The organism is Pseudomonas sp. URIL14HWK12:I6, from assembly GCF_000514195.1.
Classification (GTDB): domain Bacteria; phylum Pseudomonadota; class Gammaproteobacteria; order Pseudomonadales; family Pseudomonadaceae; genus Aquipseudomonas; species Aquipseudomonas putida_A.
In genome coordinates this window covers 433,336-458,673 of sequence record NZ_AZVL01000001.1, presented here as the reverse complement: position 1 = coordinate 458,673, position 25,338 = coordinate 433,336, and the positions used below count along the sequence as shown (strand labels likewise).

The window sequence follows — 25,338 nt, the reverse complement described above, 5'->3', positions numbered from 1 at the left end:
ACGCCTTTCGGGGTTGTTTTTTACTCACCGGCTTACAACTTGGCGATCGACACCTCGGTGGATTTCACGAAGGCGATCACCTCGCTGCCCACCGCCAGTTCCAGCTCCTTGACTGAGCGGGTGGTGATCACTGAAGTGACGATGCCGGAAGCGGTTTGCACGTCGATTTCCGACAGCACGTCGCCGAGAACGATCTCCTTGATCGAGCCTTTGAACTGGTTGCGCACGTTGATGGCTTTGATAGTCATGGCTTTGATTCCTGTCGTTGATAAAGCTTGAGTTATTGAGCCCAGCGCAATTGCGTAGGCAGTGGTGAAACAGGTTCCGGCTCCGGCGGCTCGCCGGGCAGGGACAGAACACGGTTGAGCACTTCGGTTTCCAGCGCCGCCAGTCGATGCGATCCGCGCACTCGCGGGCGTGGCAGTTCCACTTGCAGGTCGAGGCCGACTTCGCCGTCCTCGATCAGAATCACCCGGTCGGCAATCGCCACCGCTTCGCTGACGTCATGGGTCACCAGCAGCACGGTGAAGCCATGCTTCTGCCAGAGGCGTTCGATCAGTTGCTGCATCTCGATCCGGGTCAGCGCATCCAGCGCACCCAGCGGCTCGTCGAGCAACAGCAGGCGCGGCTGGTGAATCAGCGCCCGGGCCAGCGCCACACGCTGCTTCTGCCCGCCGGACAAAGCGGCCGGCCACTCGTTGGCGCGATCGGCCAGACCCACCGCTTCCAGCGCCTCCAGAGCTTGCGGGCGCCAGTCGCCTTTAAGGCCGAGGCCGACGTTGTCGATGATCTTTTTCCACGGCAGCAACCGGGCTTCCTGGAACATCAGCCGGGTGTCTTCCCGCGCATCGCTCAGCGGCGCGGCGCCGGCCAGCAGGTCGCCGCCAGTCGGTTGGTCGAGGCCGGCGAGCAAGCGCAGGAAGGTGCTCTTGCCGCACCCGCTGCGTCCGACCACGGCGACGAATTGCCCCGCCGGAATGTGCAGGTCGATGTCGCGCAGCACTTGCCGCGTACCAAAGGTTTTCTGCAGGTTGCGCACCACCAGCGGAATCCCGCGCAGCAGGCGTGGAGGTTGTTGAGCGGTCATGCCGCACCTCCCTTGGCCACCTGATAGGCCGGATGCCAGCGCAACCACACACGCTCAAGACCACGGGCGGCGAGATCAGCAAGTTTGCCGAGTACCGCGTAAAGCAGGATCGCCAGCACCACCACATCGGTCTGCAAAAACTCCCGGGCATTCATCGCCAGATAGCCTATGCCGGAGCTGGCGGAGATGGTTTCGGCAACGATCAGCGTCAGCCACATGAAGCCCAGCGCAAAGCGCACACCGACCAGAATCGAAGGCAGTGCCCCCGGCAGAATCACCTGCCAGAACAAACTGAAACCGGACAGGCCATAACTGCGCGCCATCTCCACCAACGCCGGATCGACGTTGCGGATGCCGTGATAGGTGTTGAGGTAGATCGGGAACAACGTGCCCAATGCGACCAGGAAAATCTTCGCCGACTCGTCGATGCCGAACCACAGAATTACCAACGGAATCAGCGCCAGGTGCGGCACGTTGCGGATCATCTGCACCGAGCTGTCGAGCAGGCGTTCGCCCCACTTCGACAGGCCAGTGATGAAGCCCAGCACCAGACCGATGCTGCCGCCGATGGTGAAACCGAGTGCCGCGCGCCAGCCGCTGATTGCCAGGTGCGTCCAGATCTCGCCGCTGCGCACCAGGCTGACACCGGCCTCGATCACCGCCACCGGTGCCGGCAGAATCCGCGTCGACAACCAACCGGCTGACACCGACAACTGCCACACCGCCAGCAGGAGCACCGGCAACGCCCAGGGCGCGAGGCTGTGGATAAATTTGTTCATGGCGCGCCTCAGCTCTGCGACGCGGCTTTGGGAAGAATATCGTTGGCCACCATCTCGCCGAACGGGCTGACATAACCGGCGCTTTTCGGCAGTTCCGGACGCTCGATGTCGAGGTGCGGGAACAGCAGTTCAGCGACGCGGTACGATTCTTCGAGGTGTGGATAACCGGAGAAGATGAAGGTGTCGATACCCAGATCCGCGTACTCCTTCACGCGGGCGGCCACGGTTGGACCATCGCCGACCAGCGCAGTACCGGCACCGCCACGCACCAGGCCGACACCCGCCCACAGGTTGGGGCTGACTTCGAGGTTGTCGCGACTGCCGCCGTGCAGCGCGGCCATGCGTTGTTGACCGACCGAGTCGAAGCGCGCCAGCGATGCTTGCGCACGTTTGATGGTGTCGTCGTCCAGATGCGAAATCAGCCGGTCTGCCGCTTGCCAGGCTTCGGCGTTGGTTTCGCGCACGATCACATGCAGACGAATGCCGAAGCGCACGGTACGCCCGAGCCTGGCGGCTTTGGCGCGCACTTGTTCGATCTTCTCGGCCACCGCGGCTGGCGGCTCGCCCCAGGTCAGCACCATCTCGACCTGTTCGGCAGCCAGATCCTGTGCCGCTTCGGAGGAGCCACCGAAGTACAGCGGCGGACGCGGTTGCTGGATCGGCGGATAGAGCAGTTTGGCGCCCTTCACGCTGATGTGTTCGCCGTCGTAATCGACGGTTTCACCTTCCAGCACCCGACGCCAGATCCGGGTGAATTCCACCGAGGCTTGATAACGCTCCTCGTGGTTGAGAAACAGACCATCACCGGCCAACTCTTCCGGATCGCCACCGGTCACCAGGTTGAACAGCGCACGACCGCCGGACAGACGATCCAGCGTCGCTGCCTGCCGCGCCGCCACCGTCGGGGAAATGATCCCGGGGCGCAGGGCGACTAGGAATTTCAGACGCTGAGTTACCGGGATCAGCGACGCGGCGACCAGCCACGAGTCTTCGCAGGAACGGCCGGTGGGAATCAGCACGCCGCCAAAGCCCAGACGATCCGCCGCTTGCGCGACCTGTTGCAGATAACCGTGGTCAACGGCGCGGGCGCGTTCGGCGGTGCCAAGGTAATGGCCGTCGCCGTGGGTAGGCAGGAACCAGAAAATGTTGAGGCTCATGGAGTGGTCTCCTTGGGGGATTCGATTTACTGGGTTTGGCTAACCGAGCTTTGGGCCACAGCGGCCGGTGGTGTCCAGATCACATCCTTGATGCTCAACGGCTTGGGAATCAGCTTGAGCTGGTAGAAGGTGTCGGCGATTTTCTGTTGTGCGGCGACCACGTCCGGGGTCAGGAACAGCGCACCGTAGCCCTGGCGTTTCACCGAGGTCAGGGTGATGTCCGCCGGCAGGCCGAGCAGCGGCGCGACCTGCTGGGTCACGTCTTCAGGGTTGGCTTTGGACCACTCGCCGACAGCGCGCACTTCTTCGACGAGGGTCTTGATCACCTCGGGATTTTTCTGCGCGTAAGGTTTGGTCGCGAGGTAGAACTGATGGTTGTCGACGATGCCTTTGCCGTCACGCAGGGTGTGCGCTTGCAGCTGTTTCTCGGCAGCGGCCTGGTACGGATCCCAGATTACCCAGGCATCGACGCTGCCACGCTCGAACGCGGCGCGGGCATCGGCCGGCGGCAGGAACACGGTCTGGATATCGGAGTATTTGAGGCCGGCGTCTTCCAGTGCGCGCACCAGCAGGTAGTGCACATTGGAGCCTTTGTTCAGGGCGACTTTCTTGCCCTTCAGATCCGCCACCGATTTGATCGGCGAGTCTTTCGGTACGAGGATCGCTTCGCTGTTCGGCGCTGGCGGTTCGTAGGCGACGTAAAGCAGATCAGCGCCCGCTGCTTGGGCAAACACTGGCGGAGTCTCACCGGTCACGCCGAAGTCGATCGAGCCGACGTTCAGGCCTTCGAGCAGTTGCGGGCCGCCGGGGAATTCAGTCCATTGCACGTCCACGCCTTGGGCGGCCAGACGCTTTTCCAGAGTGCCTTTGGCCTTGAGCAGCACCAGCGTGCCGTACTTCTGATAACCGATCCGCAATGTCTCGGCTTGAGCTTGAGTAATGGCGCCGAAGGACACAGCCGCAGCAAACAGAGCGACCAGACCACGACGCAAAAATACAGTGCGCATAGCGCTCTCCTTTTTGCTGTTGGGTTTTGGCTGCACCTGCTTGGCCGTTAGCGGCTGAGTAAGGTGAGTGGAGCAAATTCGGGTAAGGCTTAAATGCTCCAGCGAGCACTCAATAAACGTTCATTCAACAGGCCCGGCTCCAGCGGTTTCGGCCGGCGAGCCATGGCACTGACAAACTGATCCAGCGCTTCATGCAGACGCTGTTCCAGCGCTGGCGCCAGTTGCGCCTGGGCGCTGCCTTCGCCATAAGCGATCTGGCTGTCCTCGGCAAAAATCCCTTGCAGCATTTCCTGGGCCTTCAATGCCGACAGCACAGGCTTGAGCGCGTAATCGACCACCAGCATGTGGGCGATGCTGCCGCCGGTGGCCATCGGCAGAACAATCTTGTGGTTCAAGGCGCGTTCGGGCAGCAGATCGAGTACGGTCTTCAGCGCCCCGGAAAACGACGCCTTGTACACCGGCGTGGCGATCAGCAGACCGTCAGCGTTTTCAATCTGCGCCAGCAGGTCGAGCACCTTCGGGCTGTCGAAGCGGGCGTGGAGCAAATCTTCGGCCGGGAAGTCCCGCACCTGATAACTCACCACTTCCACCCCTTGCTCCTGCAACCAGCGTTGCGAGCGCTCAAGCAACACTCCTGAGCGGGAGCGCTGGCTGGGACTGCCACCGAGTGAGACGACCAGCATTGAGACAATTCCTTAAGCGTTACAGGCGATTCGCGGGTTGCGATCTCGCTTCAATGGGAGTGACCTTACCAGCTGATTTATATATCTATAAATCATATTTATTCATTTGGTTATGCTTTTAAGAGATATGCGATTTGCTTTGTTCCGGGCAAAAAAACAGGCCGTGAAAACGGCCTGAAATCCCCTGCTTTGTGGTTCCGTGGTGGCTGGACTAACGCCATCGCGAGCAGGCTCACTCCTACAGGGGAACGCATTTCAAATGTAGGAGTGAGCCTGCTCGCGATGACGGTGGTGGCTACACCGTAAATCTCACTGATTCACTTATTCGGCTGCGGCGTCAGGCGCAGGTATGGCTTCACCGCGCGATAGCCTTTGGGGAAGCGCCGCTTGATCTCTTCTTCGTCCTTGAGCGACGGCACGATCACCACCTCCTCACCGTCCTGCCAGTTGGCCGGAGTCGCCACCTTGTAGTTGTCGGTGAGCTGCAGCGAATCGATCACCCGCAGGATCTCGTGGAAGTTGCGCCCGGTGCTCGCCGGGTAGGTGATGGTCAGGCGAATCTTCTTGTTCGGATCGATCACGAACAGCGAACGCACGGTCAGGGTGTCGTTGGCGTTCGGATGGATCAGGTCATAGAGGTCGGAAACCTTGCGATCGGCATCGGCCAGGATCGGGAAGTTGACGATCGTGTTCTGGGTTTCGTTGATGTCTTCGATCCACTTGTGGTGCGAGTCCACCGGGTCGACCGACAGCGCGATGGCTTTGACGCCGCGCTTGGCGAACTCATCCTTGAGCTTGGCGGTGAAGCCCAGCTCGGTGGTGCACACCGGGGTGAAGTCCGCCGGGTGGGAGAACAGCACGCCCCAGCTATCGCCCAGCCACTCGTGGAAACGAATCTTGCCGGCGCTGGAATCCTGTTCGAAGTCGGGGGCGATGTCGCCGAGTCTGAGGCTCATGGTGCTGCTCCTGATGAGTTGTTGGAGAACTCAACTGTAGCTCGGGATTCGACATCATGAAAAAGAATAAATAAGCAGATATTTAGAATTTAAATGAATATTAAACATCGTTCACTGGACGCTCGCCCGCATCGCGACGAACATCGCCCTCAAGGTTCGAGAAGGCCTTGAGTAGCTGCAAAAGAGGGAATTTCGGAACAGGCTTACGGGGGTGAGCCTGACCCGAAAATGCAAAAGCCCCGACCGGCGCGATGCCGGACGGGGCTTTTTTTACATCAGCGAATCGAGACGCGCTATTACAGCAGCGGGATCGAGTAGCTGACGATCAGGCGGTTTTCGTCCTGGTCGCGCTGACCTGGGACGTCGTTGCGCCAGGTAGCGTTTTTCCACATGAAGCCCAGGTTTTTCGCCGGGCCTTCAGGGATCACGTAACCGACGGTCAGGTCGCGTTCCCACTCGGAAGCGCCGGTGCCGTTTTCACGACGGTTGGAGCCAACGGTGTCGATATCGTCGCCGCGCAGGTAGACCACACCGGCAGTCAGGCCTGGCAGGCCGACTTTGGCGAAGTCATACGAGTAGCGTGCTTGCCAGGTTTTCTCGCCGGCACGACCGAACTTCTGGATCTGCATGTCGGTGATGGTGTAGTTCGACGAACCGTCGCCCTGGTTCAGCCAAGGGAAGTCGGAGCTGCCGTTGGAAACCTGGTAGCCGCCACCGAAGGTGTGGCCTTCAACGGTGTACAGGAACAGGCCGCTGTACAGATTGTTGTCGATCGGGCCTTTGCCGCTGACGTTGCCGACGTAGTTACCGTTACCGAAGTAGGCTGCGGTGTTGCCATTGGCGCCGTCGTCGCTGCTGTGGAAGTAGCGGAAGTCAGACTTCAGCACGCCCGGGCCGATTGCCCAGTTGTGAACCAGACCCAGGAAGTGTTGCTTGTAGAAGTCTTCCAGGTTGCCGTAGTAGTACTGGGCAGTCAGGTCCTTGGTGATTTTGTAGTCACCACCGGCGTAGTAGAACTTGTTGCTGTTGGCAACGCGAGCGTTCGCACCACCAACGGACAGGTTCTCGTTGTTGCTGGAGTTACGACCTTTCACTGCTTCGATCTGACCAGCGACCAGGGTCAGGTCCTTGATCTCGCCGGAAGTGATCTGGCCACCCTGCCAGGTTTGTGGCAGCAGACGACCGTCGTTTGTCACGATGACCGGGTTTTTCGGCTGCAGAGTACCCAGCTTCAGTTCGGTCTGGGAGATCTTGGCTTTGGCGGTCAGGCCCAGGCTCGAGAAGTTATCAACAGCTTCGCCGTTGGACTTGCTCGGGAACACAGTGCCGCCGTAGGAAGTCGAGGTTGCACCGTTGGTGCCGCCGCCCGAATCCAGGCGCACGCCCAGCAGGCCGATGGCGTCGATACCGAAGCCGACGGTGCCCTGGGTGTAACCGGAGATGAAACGCAGATCGAAGCCTTGGCCCCATTCTTCGTTCTTGTTCTGCGCGCCAGCCGCTTTGGTGCCGGAGTCACGGTTATCGTTGTTGATGTAGAAGTTGCGCAGGCCCAGAGTGGCTTTGCTGTCTTCGATGAAACCGGCGGCGCCTGCCTGCTGCGCCATAACCCCTACGGCCACAGCCAGGGCCAAGGTGGACTTGTTCATGTAAAGCTCCTCTCGTTTCTAATTCTTGTGTTCCTGGCCCGGGGTCTGATGCCCTGGATCCTAAGATGCGCGATTAGCGCCAGACCGTGACTGACAAGTCAATCGTAACCTTGTGTGTCTACGACCAAGGTCTAATCGCAGTGATTTGGTCCGTGCAGAGTAAAGATTTCCTGATAAACCCAAAAAGAATTTATTCATTCTTTTTCATATCATTCGGGAATATGGCCACTATCTAGCCATCTTCGCCCGGATACAACGTATCGGCGACTAAGCTCATTCCTAAATGGTATTTGTTAGCCTTTTTTTATATCGATTAGCTTTGGCGCAACCCCAATTCGTCAAACCCTATCGAAAAGGCGACGCCATGATGGCTAAACGCGCACTATCTAGTCAATTTGTTACAGTTTGTGTGTCGACGCTTATTTGTCTTTCCGCGCAGGCTGCCAACCTCACCATCGGTTATCAAACCGGGATCGACCCCAGCAAAGTCCCCCAGGCCGACGGCACTTACGAAACAACCATCGGCCAGAAGATCGACTGGCGACGCTTCAATAGTGGCCCGGAAGTTGTGACAGCCATTGCCTCCGGCGATGTGCAGATCGGCAATCTCGGTTCCAGCCCGTTGGCCGCCGCGGCTTCGCGAAACCTGCCGATTGTTGCCTTTATTGTTTCGGCGCAGATCAATGCCGCCGAAGCGTTGGTGGTACGCAATGGCAGCGGGATCAACACCCCGCAGGATCTGGTCGGCAAGACCATCGCCACGCCCTTCGTTTCCACCTCCCACTACAGCTTGCTCGGTGCACTCAAGCACTGGGGCCTGGACACCGGCAAAGTCAAAGTGGTGAACCTGCAGCCAGCGGAAATCGCCGCAGCATGGAAGCGTGGCGATATCGATGGCGCGTTTGTCTGGTCGCCGGCACTGGGGGAAATCCGCAAGACCGGCAAGACCCTGACCGATGCCGCGCAGGTTGGTCAGTGGGGCGCACCGACCTTCGAAGTCTGGGTCGCACGCAAGGATTACGCCGAGAAGCATCCTGACGTCGTCGCGAAGTTTGCCAAAGTCACGCTGGATTCATTTGCCGATTACGCAGCGCATAAAGACAGCTGGACGGCTGACTCGGCGCCGGTTCAGAAAATCGCCAAACTGACCGGTGCCAATGCCGCCGATGTACCGGAACTGCTGGCCGGTTCAGCCTTCCCGGATGCCAAGGCACAGCAATCCACCGCACTGCTGGACGGCGGCACGGCCAAGGCGATTGGTGAGACGGCGAAGTTTTTGAAGGAACAAGGCAAGGTCGAGACGGTGCTGCCGGACTACTCGCCGTACGTCAGTGCGAAGTTTGTAACCGAAAACAATTGAATAGGTGGCGAGGGGATTCATCCCCGATGGACTGCGCAGCAGTCCCCTGCTTTTGCTGAAGCGGGGGCCGCTGCGCGGCCCATCGGGGATGAATCCCCTCGCCACAAAAGTCCTTCGCTAATCTTCAGAGGGTCTTTTCGAAGATCTTCGAGTTACGCTGATAGTTGTACAGCGACGCCCGCGCCGCCGGCAGGCGCTCGACGCTGCTGGGTTCGAACCCGCGCTCGCGGAACCAGTGCGCCGTGCGGGTGGTGAGGACAAACAGGGTTTTCAACCCTTGCGCCCGGGCACGGGTCTCGATGCGCTCCAGCAGCTCATCGCCGCGTCCACCGTGGCGATACTCCGGATTCACCGCCAGGCACGCCAGCTCACCGGCATCCGAATCGGCAATCTGGTACAACGCCGCACAGGCGATGATCATGCCTTCACGCTCGACCACGCTGAACTGTTCGATCTCGCGCTCCAGCACTTCACGCGAACGACGCACCAGAATCCCCTGCTCTTCCAGCGGGCTGATCAAATCGAGCAAACCGCCGACGTCTTCAATCGCCGCCTCGCGCACCAGTTCGAATTGCTCCTGAGCGACCAGCGTACCGCCACCGTCGCGGGTGAACAGTTCGGTCAGCAGCGCGCCGTCTTCGGCGTAGCTGACGATATGGCTGCGCGCCACGCCGCCACGGCAAGCCTCGGCAGCAGCATCCAGCAGTTCCGCCTGATAGTTGTTGCCCAGACGCGCCAGATGCGCCGGCACCTGTTGCGGACGCAGTTCGCGCACCAGTTTGCCGTTCTCGTCGATCAGACCGAGGTCGGCGCCGAACAGCAGCAGCTTGTCGGCACCGAGGTCGATGGCGGCGCGGGTGGCGACGTCTTCGCAGGCGAGGTTGAAGATTTCCCCGGTCGGCGAGTAGCCCAGCGGCGACAGCAGCACGATCGAACGCTCGTCGAGCAGACGATTGATGCCTTTGCGATCGACCCGGCGCACTTCACCGGTGTGGTGATAGTCGACGCCTTCGAGCACGCCGATCGGCCGCGCGGTCACAAGGTTGCCGCTGGCCACCCGCAAGCGCGAGCCCTGCATCGGCGACGAGGCCATGTCCATCGACAGCCGCGCTTCGATAGCGATACGCAGCTGACCGACCGCGTCGATCACGCACTCCAGCGTTGCCGCATCGGTGATGCGCATGCCGTGGTGGTAGTGCGGGGTCAGGCCGCGCGCAGCGAGGCGGGTTTCAATCTGCGGGCGCGAACCGTGGACCAGCACCAGGCGCACGCCGAGGCTGTGCAACAGCACCAGGTCGTGGACGATGTTGCCGAAGTTCGGATGCTCCACGCCGTCGCCGGGCAGCATGACGACGAAGGTGCAGTCGCGGTGGGCATTGATGTAAGGGGACGCGTGACGAAGCCAATTGACGTATTCGGGCATGAACCTGGGCCTGTAATAAATAGCAGCCGAAAAAAGGGCGAAACGGAAAACGCACAGCGGGCTGATGGTTATCGTCGGAACAGGCTTGGCGACACGCGCGCTCTCCTCATGAATACGGGTTGGGGTGCTGGCAATTTACAGCGTTTGATCGGATAAAACACATACCTCCTGTGGGAGCGAGCCTGCTCGCGAAAGCGGTGTATCTGTCGACATTGAGGTGTCTGGAATGGCGCTTTCGCGAGCAGGCTCGCTCCCACAGGGGTTGATCATCGTTCGTCAGCTGTCAGGCAGTAATGTTCAATCAACTGCCGCAATAGATGCACGGTAGGCTGCAAACGTGACATTTCAAGGTATTCGCCGGGCTGGTGTGCACAGGCGATGTCGCCAGGGCCGAGCACGATGGTTTCGCAGCCAAGGCGCTGAAGATAAGGCGCTTCGGTGCCGAACGCTACTGCTTCGGCACTATGACCGGTGAGCTTTTCAGCGATGCGCACCAATTCGGCGTCTTCGGCCTGCTCGAATGGCGGCACTTCCGGGAACAACGGCTGGTAGTCGATCTTCACCTGATGACGTTCCGCAACCGGATTGAGCTTGCGCAGAATCTCCGCACGCAGGACTTTCGGGTCCATGCCCGGCAACGGGCGCAGATCGAACTCCAGTGAACACTGGCCGCAGATGCGATTCGGATTGTCGCCGCCATGAATACAGCCGAAGTTCATGGTCGGCTGCGGCACGCTGAACTGCGGGTTGTTGAATTCACGCTGCCACAACAGGCGCAGACCACGCAGCTCACCGATGGCATCGTGCATCGCTTCGAGGGCGCTGTGGCCCAGGCGCGGATCCGACGAATGGCCGCTCTGCCCGAGGATATCGATGCGCTCCATCATGATGCCCTTGTGCATGCGGATCGGTTTGAGCCCGGTCGGCTCGCCGATCACCGCTGCACGGCCCAGTGGCTTGCCGGCCTCGGCCAGTGCGCGGGCACCGGACATCGAGCTTTCTTCATCACAGGTGGCGAGGATCAGCAGCGGTTGCTTGAACGGCTGGTCGAGCAGCGGCTGCACGGCCTCGATGATCAGCGCGAAAAAACCCTTCATGTCGCAACTGCCCAGCCCGACCCAGCGGCCATCGACTTCGGTGAGTTTCAGCGGATCGGTCTGCCACAGCGCATCGTCATAAGGCACGGTATCGCTGTGCCCGGCCAGGACCAGGCCACCGGGCCCGCTGCCAAAACTGGCGAGCAGGTTGAATTTGCCGGGGCTGACCTGCTGGATATCGCAGCTGAAGCCCAGATCACCCAGCCAACCGGCGAGCAAATCGATCACCGCCCGGTTGGACTGATCCAGGCTCGGTTGGGTGCAACTGACCGATGGTGCGGCGATCAGTGCCGCGAACTGGTCTTGCATGGATGGCAAAGGCATCGCTGACTCCAACTCCCGATTTGAAGTCCATCATAGAGCCATCCGGCGCTCGGAATAAACCGCCGCAGGGCGTAGGAAGTTTGAGTCCTGTACACTGCACGGCCTTGGCAGCCACACATTCCCCCGGCTGCGCTCCCGATCCTGGATTTTCCGGCCATGCAGAAAGAAACCGAAATCAAACTCCGCGTCAGCCGCGAAACCCTCGCTGCCCTGCGCGAGCACCCGCTACTGAAAAAACGCAACAAAAATGGCTGGGAACGCCGTGAGTTGATGAACCAGTACTTCGATACCCCTGAGCGCGATCTGGCCCAGGCCAAAGTCGCGCTGCGCCTGCGCAAGGACGGTGACGAAGTGATTCAGACCCTCAAGACCCGCGGCCAGAGCGTGGCCGGTCTGTCCGAGCGTAACGAGTACGACTGGAAGCTGCCCAAAGCCAAGCTCGACGTGAAGAAACTCGACGGCGAATGCTGGCCCGAGGCGCTGGCCGAGCTCGACAAGAAGACCCTGAAGCCGATCTTCACCACCGATTTCGTCCGCGAGCGCGCGGAAATCGCTTGGGGCCGCGGCAAGGCCAAAGTGGTGATCGAAGCCGCGCTGGACCTCGGTCACGTGGTGGTCGGCAAACAGAAAGAAGAAATCTGCGAGCTGGAACTGGAACTGCGCGAAGGTGAGCCTGCCGCGTTGCTGGAATTGGCCGCCGAACTGGCCGAAACCCTGGCCCTGATGCCGTGCGACATCAGCAAGGCCGAGCGCGGCTACCGTCTGTACGACGCCAACAGCTACTCACTGAGCCTGCCCGCGCCGCAACTGACCCCGGAAACCCAACTCGACGACGCCTTCGCCGCGCTGGCCTGGCACTTGCTCGGCAGCAGCCAGCGTCTGGCCGAACAATATCGCTTCAACGGCCACTGGCGCCTGCTGCAGGACTGGGTCGAGAACCTCGCGGAAATGCGCGCCCTGCTCAGCAGCCTCGGCCAGGCCGCACCGCGTCCGGCCACTCACGACCTGCGGGTGGCGCTGGATGCACTGCTGGAAGACTGGCGCCCACTGGTTCAGGTCGGTATCGAAGACGAAGACGTACGCAAGGCGGCGCCGGAACAATTCCTCGAAGAGCTGGAAGACCCACGCTGGGGCCTGTTCTCGCTGACTGTTTCGCGCTGGCTGCTGGCCCGCACCTGGGCCGCCGAGCGCAACACCCGCGGCAATCGTCAGGGCGCCGCGCAACTGCACAGCTGGCTGCCGCGCATGCTCGGCGAAGAAGCCACGTCCCTGCAACTGCAGCGCTATCAGCAGCAGCCGGAAGATCTGGCCGAGCAACTGCCGCGCATCGAACGCATCCAGGTCTGGCTGCACCACGCGCGTAACGTGCTGGAGATCGCGGAAATGGATCGCCTGTACGGCGAGCTGAACAAACTGGCGCAACTGGCCAACGAACCGACCATCACTGACGAACTGCTCGATGCGCGCAAACAGCAGGCGATTGCGGTTTATCAGAATCGTGCGTGGAAAATGCTGCTGCGCATGTAAAACCGCTTTCGCGAGCAGGCTCGCTCCCACATTGGAATGCAATCCCCTGTGGGAGCGAGCCTGCTCGCGAAGAGGCCATCTGCCTTACCTCAGACAGGCAAGCTTGTTGTGGACTTGATCTCCGACAGCGCCACAATCGAGTTCACCTCCTGAATCCCTGGCACCAGCGACAGCTTTTCGAAGAAGAATCGCTCATACGCCTCGATGTCCGCCGCGACAATCCGCAACAAAAAATCCACCGCACCCATCAGCACATAACACTCCAGCACTTCCGGAAAACCGCGAATCGCCTCGGTGAATTCGGTGAAGTTCGAACGCCCGTGGGCGTTGAGTTTGATCTCGGCGAAGATCTGCGTGTTCAGGCCGATCTTCTTGCGATCAAGCAAGGTCACCTGCCCGCGAATGATCCCCTCCTCCTTCATCCGCTGAATCCGCCGCCAGCACGGCGACTGCGACAGTCCCACCTGCTCGGCGATCTGCGCGCTGGACAGTGACGCGTCCTCTTGCAGCAAGGCGAGAATGCGCCGGTCGTAACTGTCCAGCTCGCTGTGCATAACCAATCCTCAAAATGATCATTTACCGAATTGTTCTTGTCGAGAAATCCGCGAATCCGCTCATCTTAGACAAGAAATGCCCGACACCGAATGTAAAAATTCCTCCACTGACTCTGGAGACCGGACATGCCTCACCTCGAAGCCGTGAATACCCCTGCGCCCCGCGCCGATGTGTGGAACGTCAACAATGCCCACTGCTGTGCGCGTTATCAGTTGCTCGCCGAAGCCGAGCCGGATCTGTTGGTGCGGGTGCTGAATCTGTTTGCGCTGCAATTCCTCACGCCGCAACAGGTCCACGTCGAGCGGCTCGACGATCTGCTGTCGATCGATATCGTCATTGATGGTCTGAGCTGGCATCGCGCGCAGGTGATTGCGGAAAAACTTCGTAACCTGATCAGCGTCTGCTCGGTGAACCTGCAAGACGCCGACACGGCGTGGTCTGCTTCGGCCCAGGCGGCCGGCTGACAAATCCGGCAACGGCTTTGTCGGGTAGTGGCCCAACAGTCTGCGGGGCCACGACTATCCTTTGCGCACAGTCGTTCAAAAGGAGCCCGCATGTCCGTTCAACTCGCCACTCAGGACCGCTGGCTGGATCTCAACGATGTGTTGCGTGAGCTGGTCGCCCAAGGCTTTATCAGCCAGGACTCGGCGGAGCAGGCGCTCAACGCCCGGCGCCGCCATGCGACCCACGGCCAGCAACATCCGCTGGAGTTCATCGCCAGCCAGCAACTGGATGACCTCAGCCGTCCGGGCAAACATCTGGACCTGGAAAGCCTGACCCTGTGGCTGGCGCAGCAGGCCGGCCAGCCGTACATGCGCATCGACCCGTTGAAGATCAACGTTGCGGCGATCACCCCGCTGATGTCCTACGCCTTTGCCCAACGCCACAAGATTCTCGCGGTGGCGGTCGACCGCGATGCGGTGGTCGTGGCCAGCGCCCAGCCCTACGTCACCGGTTGGGAGGCTGACTTGACCCACGTGCTGAAGCTGCCGATCAAACGGGTGGTCGCCAACCCGGTGGACATCCAGCGCTTCAGCGTCGAGTTCTTCCGCCTCGCCAAATCGGTCAGCGGCGCCAACAACGCCGATCAGCAAAACGGCAACCTCGGCAACTTCGAACAACTGCTCAACCTCGGCGCCAGTGATCAGGAGCCGGACGCCAACGACGCGCACATCGTCAACATCGTCGACTGGCTGTTCCAGTACGCCTTCCAGCAGCGCGCCAGCGATATCCACATCGAACCGCGCCGCGAACAGGGTACCGTGCGCTTTCGCATCGATGGCGTGTTGCACAACGTCTATCAATTCCCGCCGCAGGTGACCATGGCGATCGTCAGCCGCCTGAAAAGCCTCGGGCGGATGAACGTCGCCGAGAAGCGCAAACCCCAGGACGGCCGGGTCAAGACCAAGACCCCGGACGGCGGCGAAGTGGAACTGCGGCTCTCAACGCTGCCCACCGCGTTTGGCGAAAAAATGGTCATGCGGATCTTCGACCCGGAAGTGCTGCTCAAGGACTTCGATCAGTTGGGCTTTTCCGCCGACGACCTGCGCCGCTGGCAGGACATGACCCGTCAGCCTAACGGCATCATTCTGGTCACCGGACCAACCGGCTCGGGCAAGACCACCACGCTCTACACCACACTGAAAAAACTGGCGACGCCGGAGATCAACCTCTGCACCATCGAAGACCCGATCGAAATGGTCGAGCCGGCGTTCAACCAGATGCAGGTGCAGCACAACATCGACCTGAGCTTCGCCGCCGGCGTGCGTGCGCTGATGCGGCAGGATCCGGACATCATCATGATCGGCGAGATCCGTGACCTGGAAACCGCAGAAATGGCGATTCAGGCGGCACTCACCGGCCATCTGGTGCTGTCGACCCTGCACACCAATGATGCCCCCAGCGCGATCAGTCGGCTATTGGAACTCGGCGTGCCGCACTATCTGATTAAAGCCACGGTGCTCGGGGTCATGGCCCAGCGTCTGGTGCGCACCCTGTGCCCGCACTGCAAGGCGCCGCTGACGCTGGAAGAGGAAGACTGGCAAACCCTGACCCGGCCCTGGCAGGCGCCGCTGCCGGGCAATGCGCAACGCGCTATCGGTTGCCTGGAGTGTCGCGACACCGGTTATCGCGGACGCGCCGGGGTCTACGAAATCATGCAGTTGAGCGATAGCCTCAAAGCGCTCATCACCCCGGACACCGACCTCACCGCCATCCGCCGGCAAGCCTTCAAGGAAGGCATGCGCAGCCTGCGCCTGTCGGGTGCGCAGAAGGTCGCGGCGGGGCTGACCACCCTCGAAGAAGTGCTGCGGGTGACACCGCAGAGCGAGCAGAAATAGGCCACTACGGAACCGGATTGGCGAATCGTTATCCAACGCCGTAGTTAACCCCCAGGAGTCACTCAATCATGCGTCTCAAACTTGCTGTCGCCACCCTTGCCTTGCTGTCCCTTCCCGTTGGTTCAGCGATGGCCGACAGCTTTTGGCGTAACGTCATTTCGTCCGGCGCCACCACCGGTTCGACCTACCTGACCTTCAAGGATCACAAGCTGATCGTTGCCGCACAGGACGATGCCGGCAGCTTCGTTGCCAGCGATGGCGGCATCCGTGGGCCGTACCTGGAAGCAGCGATGCAGAAAGTCCGCGCCGACAATCCGGGCCTGCAGGCCACGGACATGGAACTGGCGAATGCGATTCTGGCGAAGAACGCAGTGGCCTCCGAGTAAGCCAGGCGCCAACAAAAATGCCGCTCGATCGAGCGGCATTTTTTTGCCCGTAATGTCGAATTCACCACGCCCCCCCCCTGTGGGAGCGAGCCTGCTCGCGAATAAAGTGGGTCAGATACATGTTTGTCTTCTGACACGACGCCTTCGCGAGCAGGCTCGCTCCCACATTTGGACGGTTGTACAACCTGGAAATCAGCGGTAATCGTCTACCGGGACGCAGGCACAAAACAGATTGCGATCCCCATAAACGTTATCCACCCGATTCACCGCCGGCCAATACTTGTGCGCCTTGGTGTGCGCATCCGGGGTGATGCCCTGTTCGATGCTGTAAGGCCGCTCCCAGACTCCGGTGACATCCGCCAAGGTATGTGGAGCACGCTTGAGCGGGTTGTCTTCCGCCGGCCAGTTGCCGTTCTGCACTTCGGTGATTTCCGCGCGGATGCTCAGCATCGCGCCGATAAACCGGTCGAGTTCGGCCTTGGACTCGCTCTCGGTTGGCTCGACCATCAACGTCCCTGGCACCGGGAATGACATGGTCGGCGCATGGAAACCATAGTCCATCAGGCGCTTGGCGACGTCCTCTTCACTGATCCCGGTCTGCGCCTTCAACGGCCGCAGATCAAGAATGCATTCATGGGCCACCCGCCCGTTGCGCCCGGTGTAGAGCACCGGGAATGCGCCGGATAAATGCTGCGCCAGATAGTTCGCCGCGAGGATCGCCACTTCGCTGGCATCCGCCAGTTGCGGCCCCATCATCGCGATGTACATCCAGCTGATCGGCAAAATGCTCGCACTGCCCCACGGCGCCGCGCTGACCGCGCCGTTCTGTGGCAGCGGGCCGTCAATCGGCACCACCGGGTGATTGGCAACGAACGGCGCCAGATGCGCACGAATACCGATCGGCCCCATGCCCGGCCCGCCACCGCCGTGGGGAATGCAGAAAGTCTTGTGCAGGTTCATGTGCGACACGTCGGCGCCGATGTCCGCCGGGCGCGCCAGCCCGACCTGTGCATTGAGATTGGCGCCATCCATGTACACCTGCCCGCCGTGTTTGTGGATAACTTCGCAGATTTCGCTGATGCCCTCCTCGTACACGCCGTGAGTCGATGGATAGGTCGCCATCAGACACGACAACTTGTCCCCCGCCGCGGCAGCCTTGGTTTTCAGGTCGTCCAGATCGACGTTGCCGGCCTCGTCGCACTCGACGATCACCACGCGCATCCCGGCCATCTGCGCCGAGGCCGGGTTGGTGCCATGGGCCGAGGATGGAATCAGGCAAATGTCCCGCGCGCCCTGCTGCCGGCTCTCGTGATATTTGCGAATCGCCAGCAACCCGGCGTACTCGCCCTGAGCGCCGGAGTTGGGCTGCATGCAAATCGCATCGAACCCGGTGATCGCGCACAACCAGCGCTCCAGCTCTTCGATCATCAAGGTGTAACCGACCGCCTGTTCCCGTGGCGCGAACGGGTGCAGGTTGGCGAACTGCGGCCAGGTGATCGGGATCATCTCGCTGGTAGCGTTGAGTTTCATGGTGCAGGAGCCCAGCGGGATCATCGACTGGTTGAGCGCCAGATCCTTGTTCTCCAGTTGCTTGAGGTAGCGCAGCATCTCGGTTTCGCTGTGATGCGCGTTGAACACCGGGTGGCGCAGGTACGGCGTGTTGCGCTGCAGGTGGTCGGGAATGCCGGAAACCAGTGCTTCTGCGTCAATGTCGTCGACGTTCAAACCATGATCGGCACCGAGCAGCACGTCGAACAGTTTGGCCACCGTGTTTTCATCGCACGTCTCGTCGAGGCTCAAGCCGACTCGGCCACGGCCGAGAATCCGCAGGTTGATCTGCGCGGCCCTGGCACTGTCAATGATCGCGGTCTGCGCACCACCCACCTCCAGCGTGAGGGTGTCGAAAAACTGTGCGTTGATCCTTTGGATGCCATGGCGCTCAAGGCCCGCCGCCAGGATGCAGGTCAAGCGGTGCACGCGCTGGGCGATGCGTTTCAAGCCTTGCGGCCCGTGATACACCGCGTAGCAACTGGCGATGTTGGCCAGCAGCACCTGCGCGGTGCAGATGTTCGAGTTGGCCTTCTCGCGGCGAATATGTTGCTCACGGGTTTGCAGGGCCATGCGCAACGCGACGTTGCCACGAGCGTCTTTCGACACGCCGATGATCCGTCCCGGAATCGCCCGTTTGTACTCCTCACGGCTGGCAAAAAACGCTGCGTGCGGGCCACCGTAGCCCATCGGTACGCCAAAGCGCTGGGACGAACCGAACACCACGTCCGCGCCCAGTTCACCCGGCGGTGTCAACAGCAACAGGCTCAGCAGATCGGTGGCGACACAGGCCAGCGCTTGCTGCGCGTGCAGTTGATCGATGACCGGACGCAGATCACGAATCTCGCCGTGGGTGTCGGGATACTGCAGCAACGCGCCGAACACCTGATGCTGGTTGAGGTTATCCACAGCGTCGATGATCAGCTCGAAGCCGAAACCTTCGGCGCGGGTCTGCACCACGGAGATGGTTTGCGGATGACAGTTCTCATCGACGAAAAACAGATTGCTCTTCGACTTCGCCACACGCTTGGCCAGCGCCATGGCTTCTGCAGCGGCGGTGGCTTCGTCGAGCAACGAGGCGTTGGCCAGTTCAAGCCCGGTGAGGTCGATGGTCAGTTGCTGGAAATTCAGCAGCGCTTCGAGACGGCCTTGGGCGATCTCCGGTTGATACGGTGTATAGGCGGTGTACCAGCCAGGATTTTCCAGCACATTGCGCAGGATGACCGTCGGCGTCAGCGTGCCGTGGTAACCCATGCCGATCAGGCTGGTCCAGACCTGATTCTGCTCGGCGTAGCTGCGCAGCTTGGCCAGCGCCGCCTGCTCATCAAGGGCCGGCGGCAAGTCCAGCGCCCGATTCAGGCGAATGCCCGGCGGCACCGTCTGCTCGATCAGTTCGACCCGGCTGCCCAGACCGAGGCTGTCGAGCATCGCCTGTTGTTCGCCGGCGTCGGGGCCCAAATGGCGACGCAGGAATGCTTCGGGGTCGCGTAACTGGCTCAAGGATGGCAACTGGGACATGACGGGCTCTCTCTTGGCTGGCGCTCGGCGTCAATGCAACACGGTCAAACCAGCATAGCAGCCGATCCCGACGCGCACGGCTTGGCGGCAGAGGGGGTTCCGGGGCATGCTGTAGCGCCTGCATCAGGCGTCCAACCTTCGGATGATCCAATCCTCATGAACCAACTGCCGTTCCTGCCGTTTTCCAAACCTGTCATTGATGAAGCCACGATTGCCGCCGTCGGCGATGTGCTGCGTTCCGGCTGGATCACCAGCGGGCCGAAGGTCCAGGCCTTTGAAGCACAGTTGTCGGAATACTTCGGCGGACGCCCGGTGCGCACCTTCAACTCCGGCACCTGCACCATGGAAATCGCCTTGCGCATCGCCGGCATCGGGCCGGGTGACGAAGTGATCACCACGCCGATTTCCTGGGTCGCCACCGCCAACGTGATCCTCGAAGTCGGCGCCACACCAGTGTTTGCCGACATCGATCCGGTGACCCGCAACATCGATCTGGACCAGTTGGAAGCGGCCATCACCCCGCGCACCAAAGCGGTGATTCCGGTGTACCTCGCCGGCCTGCCGGTGGACATGGATCGGCTATATGCCATCGCGCGCAAACACAATCTGCGTATCGTCGAAGACGCCGCTCAGGCCCTGGGTTCGAGCTGGAACGGCCAGCGCATCGGCGCCACCGGCGATTTCGTGTCGTTCAGCTTTCAGGCGAACAAGAACGTCACCTGCTCCGAGGGCGGCTGCCTGGTGTTGAACACCCCGGAAGAAGCACGGTTGGCGGAGAAGTACCGCTTGCAAGGCGTGACCCGCAATGGCTTCGACGGTCTGGATGTCGATGTGCTCGGTGGCAAGTTCAACATGACCGACATCGCCGCCACCATCGGTCTGGGTCAATTCGCCCATATCGAGGCGCTGACCGCCCATCGTCAGGAACTGGCCCGGCACTACTTCAAATGTTTTGGCGATGACTTTGAAGCGACTTATGGCGCCCAACTGCCACCGGCGGACTTTACCCAGAGCAACTGGCACCTGTTCCAACTGGTCCTGCCGGAGCGCAAGGACGGCTTGCCGGCCCGCGCCACGTTCATGGAACAGATGCAGGCCAAAGGCATCGGCATTGGCTATCACTACCCACCGATTCACTTGCTGAGTCTGTACCGCGAGCGCGGTTTCAAGGAAGGCATGTTGCCAGTTGCCGAGCGCGTTGGACGCTTGATCGTGTCATTGCCGATGTTCAGCACCATGATCAAGGACGACGTCGAGCGTTCGGTGGCGGCAGTGAAAGCGGTATTGCGCGACGCCTGATCGACGCCTACAAAAAAGCCCCGAGAGATCGGGGCTTTTGCAGTATTACAGTCTGCTTATTCGCCGATGGCAGCCTTGTAGGCAGCAGCGTCCAGCAGCTTGTCCAGCTCGGCCTTGTCGCTTGGCTTGAGCTTGAAGATCCATGCGGCGTACGGATCGTTGTTCAGCTCTTCCGGCGAGTCAGCCAGCGTTTCGTTGACCGCGATCACTTCACCGCCGATCGGGGAGTAGATGTCGGACGCGGCCTTCACCGACTCGACAACACCGGCAGCCTCACCGGCAGCAAACACCTTGCCGACTTCGGCCAGTTCAACGAACACCACATCGCCCAGCGCTTCCTGCGCGTGATCGCTGATGCCCACGGTAACGGTGCCGTCGGCTTCCAGGCGTGCCCATTCATGACTTTCGGCAAAACGCAGTTCAGCGGGGATATTGCTCATGCTCGGTGTCCTCAAGAAAATTGTCAGCGGTCAGGCCCGCCGGAAAAGGTCAGATCAAGGTTTTACCATGGCGCACGAAGGTCGGTTTGACCACTCGTACCGGATACCACTTGCCACGGATTTCCACTTCGGCGCGGTCGGCGGTAGCCATCGGTACACGCGCCAGGGCAATCGATTTGCTTAGCGTAGGAGAGAAACTACCACTGGTGATCTCTCCTTCGCCAACATCGGCGATACGAACCACTTGATGGGCGCGCAAAACACCGCGCTCCTCAAGCACCAGACCCACCAGTTTGTGCGCAACGCCGGCGGCTTTTTCCGCTTCCAGGGCCGAGCGACCGATGAACTGCCGCGAAGCCGGTTCCCAAGCGATGCTCCAGGCCATATTGGACGCCAGCGGCGAGACATCCTGATGAATGTCCTGGCCATAGAGGTTCATCCCGGCTTCGACCCGCAACGTGTCGCGGGCGCCGAGGCCGATTGGCGAAATGCCGGCACCGACCAGATCGTTGAAAAATCCCGGCGCCTGCTCGGCCGGCAAAGCGATTTCCAGGCCGTCTTCACCGGTATAACCGGTGCGGGCGATGAACCAGTCGCCATCGACTTCGGCTTCGAATGGTTTGAGGTGCTGGATCAGTGCGGCGCGTGACTGGGTCACCAGTTCGGCAATCTTCTGCCGGGCCTGCGGGCCTTGAATGGCGAGCATCGCCAGATCCTGACGCTCGTGCAGATGCACGTCGTAACCGGCGACCTGCGCCTGCATCCACGCCAGATCCTGGTCGCGAGTGGAGGCGTTGAACACCAGGCGATAACGGTCTTCGAGGCGATAGACGATCATGTCGTCGACGATGCCGCCACGTTCGTTGAGCATCGTGCTGTAGAGCGCGCGGCCGGGGCGATGCAGGCGTTCGACGTCATTGGCCAGCAAATGCTGCAGCCAGGCCTTGGCCTGGGGGCCGTCAATGTCGATAACGGTCATATGGGAAACATCGAACACCCCGCAATCGCGGCGCACCTCGTGGTGTTCCTCGACCTGCGAGCCGTAATGCAGTGGCATGTCCCAACCGCCAAAATCGACCATCTTCGCGCCGAGGGCGAGATGCAGGTCATACAGAGGCGTACGCTGTCCCATGGGTTTCTCCTTCCGGGCGTGGCGAAGGTGCGGACAGCCGCTGTACGGGGTGAAAGCCTCGAAATAGAAGGCTTTCAGCCGATTTCAGCGAACGGGTCTGTCAGACGAACCGCACCGAATGCCGCGCATTGTAGCCGCATGATTCAGGACTGACGACTAAGTGTTTCGGTGCGCCGAGCGGCGGATCAGGCCGATGACCGGTAACAGGCCGACCAACACCAGGGTCAGCGCCGGCAGCGATGCCCGCGCCCATTCCCCTTCACTGGTCATTTCGAAGATCCGCACCGCCAGCGTGTCCCAGCCAAACGGGCGCATCAGCAGGGTCGCGGGCATTTCCTTGAGCACATCGACGAACACCAGCAACGCCGCGCTCAGTGTGCCGGGCAGCAACAGCGGCAGATACACTTTGAAAAACAGTCGCGGCCCACTGACACCCAGACTACGTGCCGCTTCGGGCAATGAAGGCCGTATACGCGCCAGACTGTTTTCCAGGGGCCCGTAGGCCACCGCGATAAAGCGCACCAGATAGGCCATCAGCAACGCCGCCAGACTGCCCAGCAGCAATGGTTTGCCGGCGCCGCCGAGCCAGCCCGACAGCGGAATCACCAGTTCGCGGTCGAGATAACTGAACGCCAGCATGATCGACACCGCCAGCACCGAACCCGGCAGCGCATAACCAAGATTGGCCAGACTGACCCCGGAACGGATTACCCGGGTCGGCGCCAGACGTCGGGCAAACGCCAGCAGCAGCGCGACGCTGACGGTGATCAACGCCGCCATGCCGCCCAGATACAGGGTGTGCAGGATCAGCCCGGCATAACGCTCATCGAGATCGAAGCGCCCGCGCTGCCAGAACCATACGAGCAGTTGCAGCAACGGAATCACGAACGCGCAGGCAAACACCAACGTGCACCAGCCGGTCGCCGCGAACGCCTTTAGCCCGCGCAGCTGATACAACGCCTTGACCCTGGGGCGCTCGTTGCTCGCCCGGTTGGCGCCACGGGCGCGCCGCTCGCCATACAGCACCAGCATCACAACCAGCAACAACAGGCTCGCCAGTTGCGCGGCGCTCGGCAGGCTGAAGAAACCGTACCAGGTCTTGTAGATGGCGGTGGTGAAGGTGTCGAAATTGAACACCGAAACAGCACCGAAATCCGCCAATGTCTCCATCAGCGCCAGCGCCACACCGGCGCCAATCGCCGGACGCGCCATCGGCAACGCCACCCGCCAGAACGCCTGCCATGGCGATTGCCCGAGTACCCGCGCCGCCTCCATCAAGCCTTTGCCCTGCGCGAGAAACGCGGTGCGCGCCAGCAGGTAGACGTAGGGGTAAAACACCAGCACCAGTACCACAATCACCCCGCCGGTAGAGCGCACGCGTGGTAGGCGCAAGCCGCTGCCGAACCATTCACGCAACAGGGTTTGCACCGGGCCGGCGAAGTCCAGCAGACCGACGAAGACGAACGCCAGCACGTAGGCCGGGATGGCAAACGGCAGCATCAGCGCCCAGTCGAGCCAGCGCCGCCCGGGGAATTCGCAGAGGCTGGTGAGCCACGCCAGGCTGACACCGAGCAGCGTCACGCCGACGCCGACGCCCAGCACCAGCGTCAGGGTGTTGCCGAGCAGGCGCGGCATCTGGGTTTCCCACAGGTGCGACCAGATCTGCTGATCGATGGTCTGCCACGACAGCAGCAGGACACTCAGGGGCAACAGCACCAGCGCGGCAATGGCGAGGACGATGGGGTACCAGCGGCGTTGGGCGGGGTGGGCCAAGGGGGTTCTCTAATAAATCGTGGGTTGGCGCAAGAGTAATGCCAGCCCCAATTGTGGCGAGGGGATTTATCCCCGATGGGGTGCGAAGCACCCCCATGTCGTTAATCAAGGCGTAGTGATACACCGCGGGCATCGCCTTTACGAATGCTGCGCATCCGATCGGGGATAAATCCCCTCGCCACAGGGGATAACCAGGTTTTAGTTCCAGCCCGCCCGATCCATCATCCGGATCGCCTCGGCCTGACGCTTGCCCGCCACTTCCACCGGCAAGGTGTCAGCGACGAACTTGCCCCACGCCGCCACTTCTTCCGAAGGTTTCACTGCCGGGTTGGCCGGGAATTCCTGGTTGACGTCGGCGAAAATCTTTTGCGCCTCTGGCGTAGTCATCCACTCGACCAGCGCCTTGGCTGCTTCCGGGTGCGGCGCATGCTTGGTCAGGCCGATGCCCGACAGGTTCACGTGCACGCCGCGGTCGGCCTGATTCGGCCAGAACAGTTTCACCGGCAGGTCGGGCTTCTGCTTGTGCAGGCGACCGTAGTAGTAGGTGTTGACGATGCCGACGTCGCACTGCCCGGCGTTGATCGCCTCCAGCACCGCAACGTCGTCGGAGAACACATCGGTGGACAGGTTGTTTACCCAGCCCTTGAGGATCTTCTCGGTCTTTTCGGCGCCGTGCACTTCGATCATGGTCGCGGTCAGCGACTGGTTGTAGACCTTCTTCGCCGTGCGCAGGCACAGACGCCCTTCCCAATTCTTGTCGGCCAGCGCTTCGTAGGTGGTCAGCTCGCCTGGTTTCACCCGTTCGGTGGAATAGGCGATGGTCCGCGCGCGCAGGCTCAGGCCAGTCCAGGCATGGGTGGACGAACGGTATTGCGCGGGAATATTGGTATCGATGGTTTTCGAGGTGAATGGCTGGAGGATGCCCATCTGCTCGGCCTGCCAGAGGTTGCCGGCATCGACGGTCAGCAGCAGGTCGGCGGTGGCGTTTGCACCTTCGGCCTTGATCCGCTGCATCAGCGGCGCTTCCTTGTCCGTGATGAACTCAATCTTCACCCCGGTTTTCGCGGTGTAGGCGTCGAACACCGGTTTGATCAACTCATCGATACGCGAGGAGTAGACCACCACCTCGTCGGCGGCCTGGGCGGCAGTGCTGCCGATCAGGGTCAGGGCCAGTGCGGTCAGGAGACGCTTGGGTGCCAACATGGGAGTGATCTCTCGGTCGGAAAATGTGGGCCAAATGATAAGGACTCACATTTACCAGCTCAATCGAACACTTGGGCAAGGAGTTACCAGATGTTGCAC

General features: G+C 61.1%; 22 protein-coding genes. 6 read left to right on the top strand and 16 right to left on the bottom strand.

Annotated elements, in window-relative coordinates; genetic code table 11:
* Positions 1–32 precede the first annotated feature (32 nt).
* The 8 genes from H043_RS0102100 to H043_RS0102065 form a co-directional block, all read right to left on the bottom strand.
* Complete coding sequence (locus H043_RS0102100) at positions 33–248, bottom strand: molybdopterin-binding protein (RefSeq protein WP_007967989.1); 216 nt, start codon at positions 246–248, stop codon at positions 33–35.
* Between the two features lie 32 nt (positions 249–280).
* Positions 281–1,087 carry an aliphatic sulfonates ABC transporter ATP-binding protein gene (gene ssuB, locus H043_RS0102095; RefSeq protein ID WP_027610512.1) on the bottom strand — a complete coding sequence of 269 codons (807 nt, stop codon included), beginning with the start codon at positions 1,085–1,087 and terminating at the stop codon, positions 281–283.
* Positions 1,084–1,866 carry an aliphatic sulfonate ABC transporter permease SsuC gene (gene ssuC / locus H043_RS0102090; protein ID WP_027610511.1) on the bottom strand — a complete coding sequence of 261 codons (783 nt, stop codon included), beginning with the start codon at positions 1,864–1,866 and terminating at the stop codon, positions 1,084–1,086. The genes ssuB and ssuC overlap by 4 nt, the downstream gene beginning before the upstream one ends.
* 8 nt (positions 1,867–1,874) lie before the next feature.
* The gene (gene ssuD, locus H043_RS0102085) at positions 1,875–3,023 is read right to left on the bottom strand and encodes an FMNH2-dependent alkanesulfonate monooxygenase (RefSeq protein ID WP_027610510.1); all 1,149 of its coding nucleotides are present in this window, start codon (positions 3,021–3,023) and stop codon (positions 1,875–1,877) included.
* A gap of 26 nt (positions 3,024–3,049) precedes the next feature.
* Positions 3,050–4,030, bottom strand: coding sequence for a sulfonate ABC transporter substrate-binding protein (locus H043_RS0102080; RefSeq protein WP_027610509.1), 981 nt, complete (start codon positions 4,028–4,030; stop codon positions 3,050–3,052).
* Between the two features lie 89 nt (positions 4,031–4,119).
* Positions 4,120–4,713, bottom strand: a complete 594-nt coding sequence (gene ssuE / locus H043_RS0102075; RefSeq protein WP_027610508.1) for an NADPH-dependent FMN reductase — start codon at positions 4,711–4,713, stop codon at positions 4,120–4,122.
* Positions 4,714–5,030: 317 nt separating this feature from the next.
* Positions 5,031–5,669, bottom strand: a complete 639-nt coding sequence (locus H043_RS0102070; RefSeq protein WP_007967980.1) for a peroxiredoxin — start codon at positions 5,667–5,669, stop codon at positions 5,031–5,033.
* A gap of 296 nt (positions 5,670–5,965) precedes the next feature.
* Entirely contained in the window at positions 5,966–7,315 is a 1,350-nt protein-coding gene (locus tag H043_RS0102065) for an OprD family porin (RefSeq protein ID WP_027610507.1), read from the bottom strand.
* A gap of 367 nt (positions 7,316–7,682) precedes the next feature.
* Between H043_RS0102065 and tauA the strand changes: the two genes are divergently transcribed.
* Positions 7,683–8,675, top strand: coding sequence for a taurine ABC transporter substrate-binding protein (gene tauA, locus H043_RS0102060; RefSeq protein WP_177325600.1), 993 nt, complete (start codon positions 7,683–7,685; stop codon positions 8,673–8,675).
* 124 nt (positions 8,676–8,799) lie between these two features.
* Here tauA and argA read toward each other — a convergent pair whose 3' ends face one another.
* Together argA and argE are read right to left on the bottom strand one after the other, a co-directional pair.
* Positions 8,800–10,098 carry an amino-acid N-acetyltransferase gene (gene argA / locus H043_RS0102055; protein ID WP_007967974.1) on the bottom strand — a complete coding sequence of 433 codons (1,299 nt, stop codon included), beginning with the start codon at positions 10,096–10,098 and terminating at the stop codon, positions 8,800–8,802.
* 266 nt (positions 10,099–10,364) lie between these two features.
* Positions 10,365–11,519, bottom strand: a complete 1,155-nt coding sequence (gene argE, locus H043_RS0102050) for an acetylornithine deacetylase (protein ID WP_027610505.1) — start codon at positions 11,517–11,519, stop codon at positions 10,365–10,367.
* Between the two features lie 156 nt (positions 11,520–11,675).
* On the opposite strand from argE, the gene H043_RS0102045 reads away from it, so the two are divergent.
* Positions 11,676–13,046: an inorganic triphosphatase gene (locus H043_RS0102045; protein WP_027610504.1), complete on the top strand. Its 1,371-nt coding sequence runs from the start codon at positions 11,676–11,678 to the stop codon at positions 13,044–13,046.
* Positions 13,047–13,135: 89 nt separating this feature from the next.
* On the opposite strand, the gene H043_RS0102040 is transcribed toward H043_RS0102045, so the two are convergent.
* Positions 13,136–13,600: an Lrp/AsnC family transcriptional regulator gene (locus H043_RS0102040; RefSeq protein WP_027610503.1), complete on the bottom strand. Its 465-nt coding sequence runs from the start codon at positions 13,598–13,600 to the stop codon at positions 13,136–13,138.
* Between the two features lie 126 nt (positions 13,601–13,726).
* Here H043_RS0102040 and H043_RS0102035 point away from each other — a divergent pair, with 126 nt between their 5' ends.
* The 3 genes from H043_RS0102035 (at position 13,727) to H043_RS0102025 (ending at position 16,326) form a co-directional block, all read left to right on the top strand.
* Positions 13,727–14,065, top strand: coding sequence for a hypothetical protein (locus H043_RS0102035; protein ID WP_027610502.1), 339 nt, complete (start codon positions 13,727–13,729; stop codon positions 14,063–14,065).
* A gap of 90 nt (positions 14,066–14,155) precedes the next feature.
* Complete coding sequence (locus H043_RS0102030; RefSeq protein WP_027610501.1) at positions 14,156–15,940, top strand: GspE/PulE family protein; 1,785 nt, start codon at positions 14,156–14,158, stop codon at positions 15,938–15,940.
* A gap of 65 nt (positions 15,941–16,005) precedes the next feature.
* Complete coding sequence (locus H043_RS0102025) at positions 16,006–16,326, top strand: DUF2388 domain-containing protein (RefSeq protein ID WP_169843014.1); 321 nt, start codon at positions 16,006–16,008, stop codon at positions 16,324–16,326.
* Between the two features lie 192 nt (positions 16,327–16,518).
* On the opposite strand, the gene gcvP is transcribed toward H043_RS0102025, so the two are convergent.
* On the bottom strand, positions 16,519–19,392 hold the full coding sequence (gcvP, locus tag H043_RS0102020) for an aminomethyl-transferring glycine dehydrogenase (RefSeq protein ID WP_027610500.1): 2,874 nt from the start codon (positions 19,390–19,392) through the stop codon (positions 16,519–16,521).
* 156 nt (positions 19,393–19,548) lie between these two features.
* On the opposite strand from gcvP, the gene H043_RS0102015 reads away from it, so the two are divergent.
* Positions 19,549–20,691 (top strand): DegT/DnrJ/EryC1/StrS aminotransferase family protein, encoded by a 1,143-nt coding sequence (locus tag H043_RS0102015; protein ID WP_027610499.1) that lies wholly within the window; start codon positions 19,549–19,551, stop codon positions 20,689–20,691.
* 56 nt (positions 20,692–20,747) lie between these two features.
* Here the strand turns inward: H043_RS0102015 and gcvH are convergent, their stop codons facing one another.
* The 4 genes from gcvH to H043_RS0101995 all read right to left on the bottom strand — a co-directional run bounded on the left by gcvH (position 20,748) and on the right by H043_RS0101995 (position 25,239).
* The gene (gene gcvH / locus H043_RS0102010; RefSeq protein WP_027610498.1) at positions 20,748–21,131 is read right to left on the bottom strand and encodes a glycine cleavage system protein GcvH; all 384 of its coding nucleotides are present in this window, start codon (positions 21,129–21,131) and stop codon (positions 20,748–20,750) included.
* 49 nt (positions 21,132–21,180) lie between these two features.
* Positions 21,181–22,263, bottom strand: a complete 1,083-nt coding sequence (gcvT, locus tag H043_RS0102005) for a glycine cleavage system aminomethyltransferase GcvT (protein WP_027610497.1) — start codon at positions 22,261–22,263, stop codon at positions 21,181–21,183.
* A 156-nt stretch (positions 22,264–22,419) separates the two neighbouring features.
* Positions 22,420–24,036: an iron ABC transporter permease gene (locus tag H043_RS0102000; protein WP_027610496.1), complete on the bottom strand. Its 1,617-nt coding sequence runs from the start codon at positions 24,034–24,036 to the stop codon at positions 22,420–22,422.
* Positions 24,037–24,234: 198 nt separating this feature from the next.
* Positions 24,235–25,239: an extracellular solute-binding protein gene (locus H043_RS0101995; protein WP_027610495.1), complete on the bottom strand. Its 1,005-nt coding sequence runs from the start codon at positions 25,237–25,239 to the stop codon at positions 24,235–24,237.
* Positions 25,240–25,338: the final 99 nt, after the last annotated feature.

What these genes read in the sequence shown, in the direction of transcription:
- H043_RS0102100 (WP_007967989.1), bottom strand. Translation starts at nt 248, where the DNA reads ATGACTATCAAAGCCATCAACGTGCGCAACCAGTTCAAAGGCTCGATC.
- ssuB (WP_027610512.1), bottom strand. Translation starts at nt 1,087, where the DNA reads ATGACCGCTCAACAACCTCCACGCCTGCTGCGCGGGATTCCGCTGGTG.
- ssuC (WP_027610511.1), bottom strand. Translation starts at nt 1,866, where the DNA reads ATGAACAAATTTATCCACAGCCTCGCGCCCTGGGCGTTGCCGGTGCTC.
- ssuD (WP_027610510.1), bottom strand. Translation starts at nt 3,023, where the DNA reads ATGAGCCTCAACATTTTCTGGTTCCTGCCTACCCACGGCGACGGCCAT.
- H043_RS0102080 (WP_027610509.1), bottom strand. Translation starts at nt 4,030, where the DNA reads ATGCGCACTGTATTTTTGCGTCGTGGTCTGGTCGCTCTGTTTGCTGCG.
- ssuE (WP_027610508.1), bottom strand. Translation starts at nt 4,713, where the DNA reads ATGCTGGTCGTCTCACTCGGTGGCAGTCCCAGCCAGCGCTCCCGCTCA.
- H043_RS0102070 (WP_007967980.1), bottom strand. Translation starts at nt 5,669, where the DNA reads ATGAGCCTCAGACTCGGCGACATCGCCCCCGACTTCGAACAGGATTCC.
- H043_RS0102065 (WP_027610507.1), bottom strand. Translation starts at nt 7,315, where the DNA reads ATGAACAAGTCCACCTTGGCCCTGGCTGTGGCCGTAGGGGTTATGGCG.
- tauA (WP_177325600.1), top strand. Translation starts at nt 7,683, where the DNA reads ATGGCTAAACGCGCACTATCTAGTCAATTTGTTACAGTTTGTGTGTCG.
- argA (WP_007967974.1), bottom strand. Translation starts at nt 10,098, where the DNA reads ATGCCCGAATACGTCAATTGGCTTCGTCACGCGTCCCCTTACATCAAT.
- argE (WP_027610505.1), bottom strand. Translation starts at nt 11,519, where the DNA reads ATGCCTTTGCCATCCATGCAAGACCAGTTCGCGGCACTGATCGCCGCA.
- H043_RS0102045 (WP_027610504.1), top strand. Translation starts at nt 11,676, where the DNA reads ATGCAGAAAGAAACCGAAATCAAACTCCGCGTCAGCCGCGAAACCCTC.
- H043_RS0102040 (WP_027610503.1), bottom strand. Translation starts at nt 13,600, where the DNA reads ATGCACAGCGAGCTGGACAGTTACGACCGGCGCATTCTCGCCTTGCTG.
- H043_RS0102035 (WP_027610502.1), top strand. Translation starts at nt 13,727, where the DNA reads ATGCCTCACCTCGAAGCCGTGAATACCCCTGCGCCCCGCGCCGATGTG.
- H043_RS0102030 (WP_027610501.1), top strand. Translation starts at nt 14,156, where the DNA reads ATGTCCGTTCAACTCGCCACTCAGGACCGCTGGCTGGATCTCAACGAT.
- gcvP (WP_027610500.1), bottom strand. Translation starts at nt 19,392, where the DNA reads ATGTCCCAGTTGCCATCCTTGAGCCAGTTACGCGACCCCGAAGCATTC.
- H043_RS0102015 (WP_027610499.1), top strand. Translation starts at nt 19,549, where the DNA reads ATGAACCAACTGCCGTTCCTGCCGTTTTCCAAACCTGTCATTGATGAA.
- gcvH (WP_027610498.1), bottom strand. Translation starts at nt 21,131, where the DNA reads ATGAGCAATATCCCCGCTGAACTGCGTTTTGCCGAAAGTCATGAATGG.
- gcvT (WP_027610497.1), bottom strand. Translation starts at nt 22,263, where the DNA reads ATGGGACAGCGTACGCCTCTGTATGACCTGCATCTCGCCCTCGGCGCG.
- H043_RS0101995 (WP_027610495.1), bottom strand. Translation starts at nt 25,239, where the DNA reads ATGTTGGCACCCAAGCGTCTCCTGACCGCACTGGCCCTGACCCTGATC.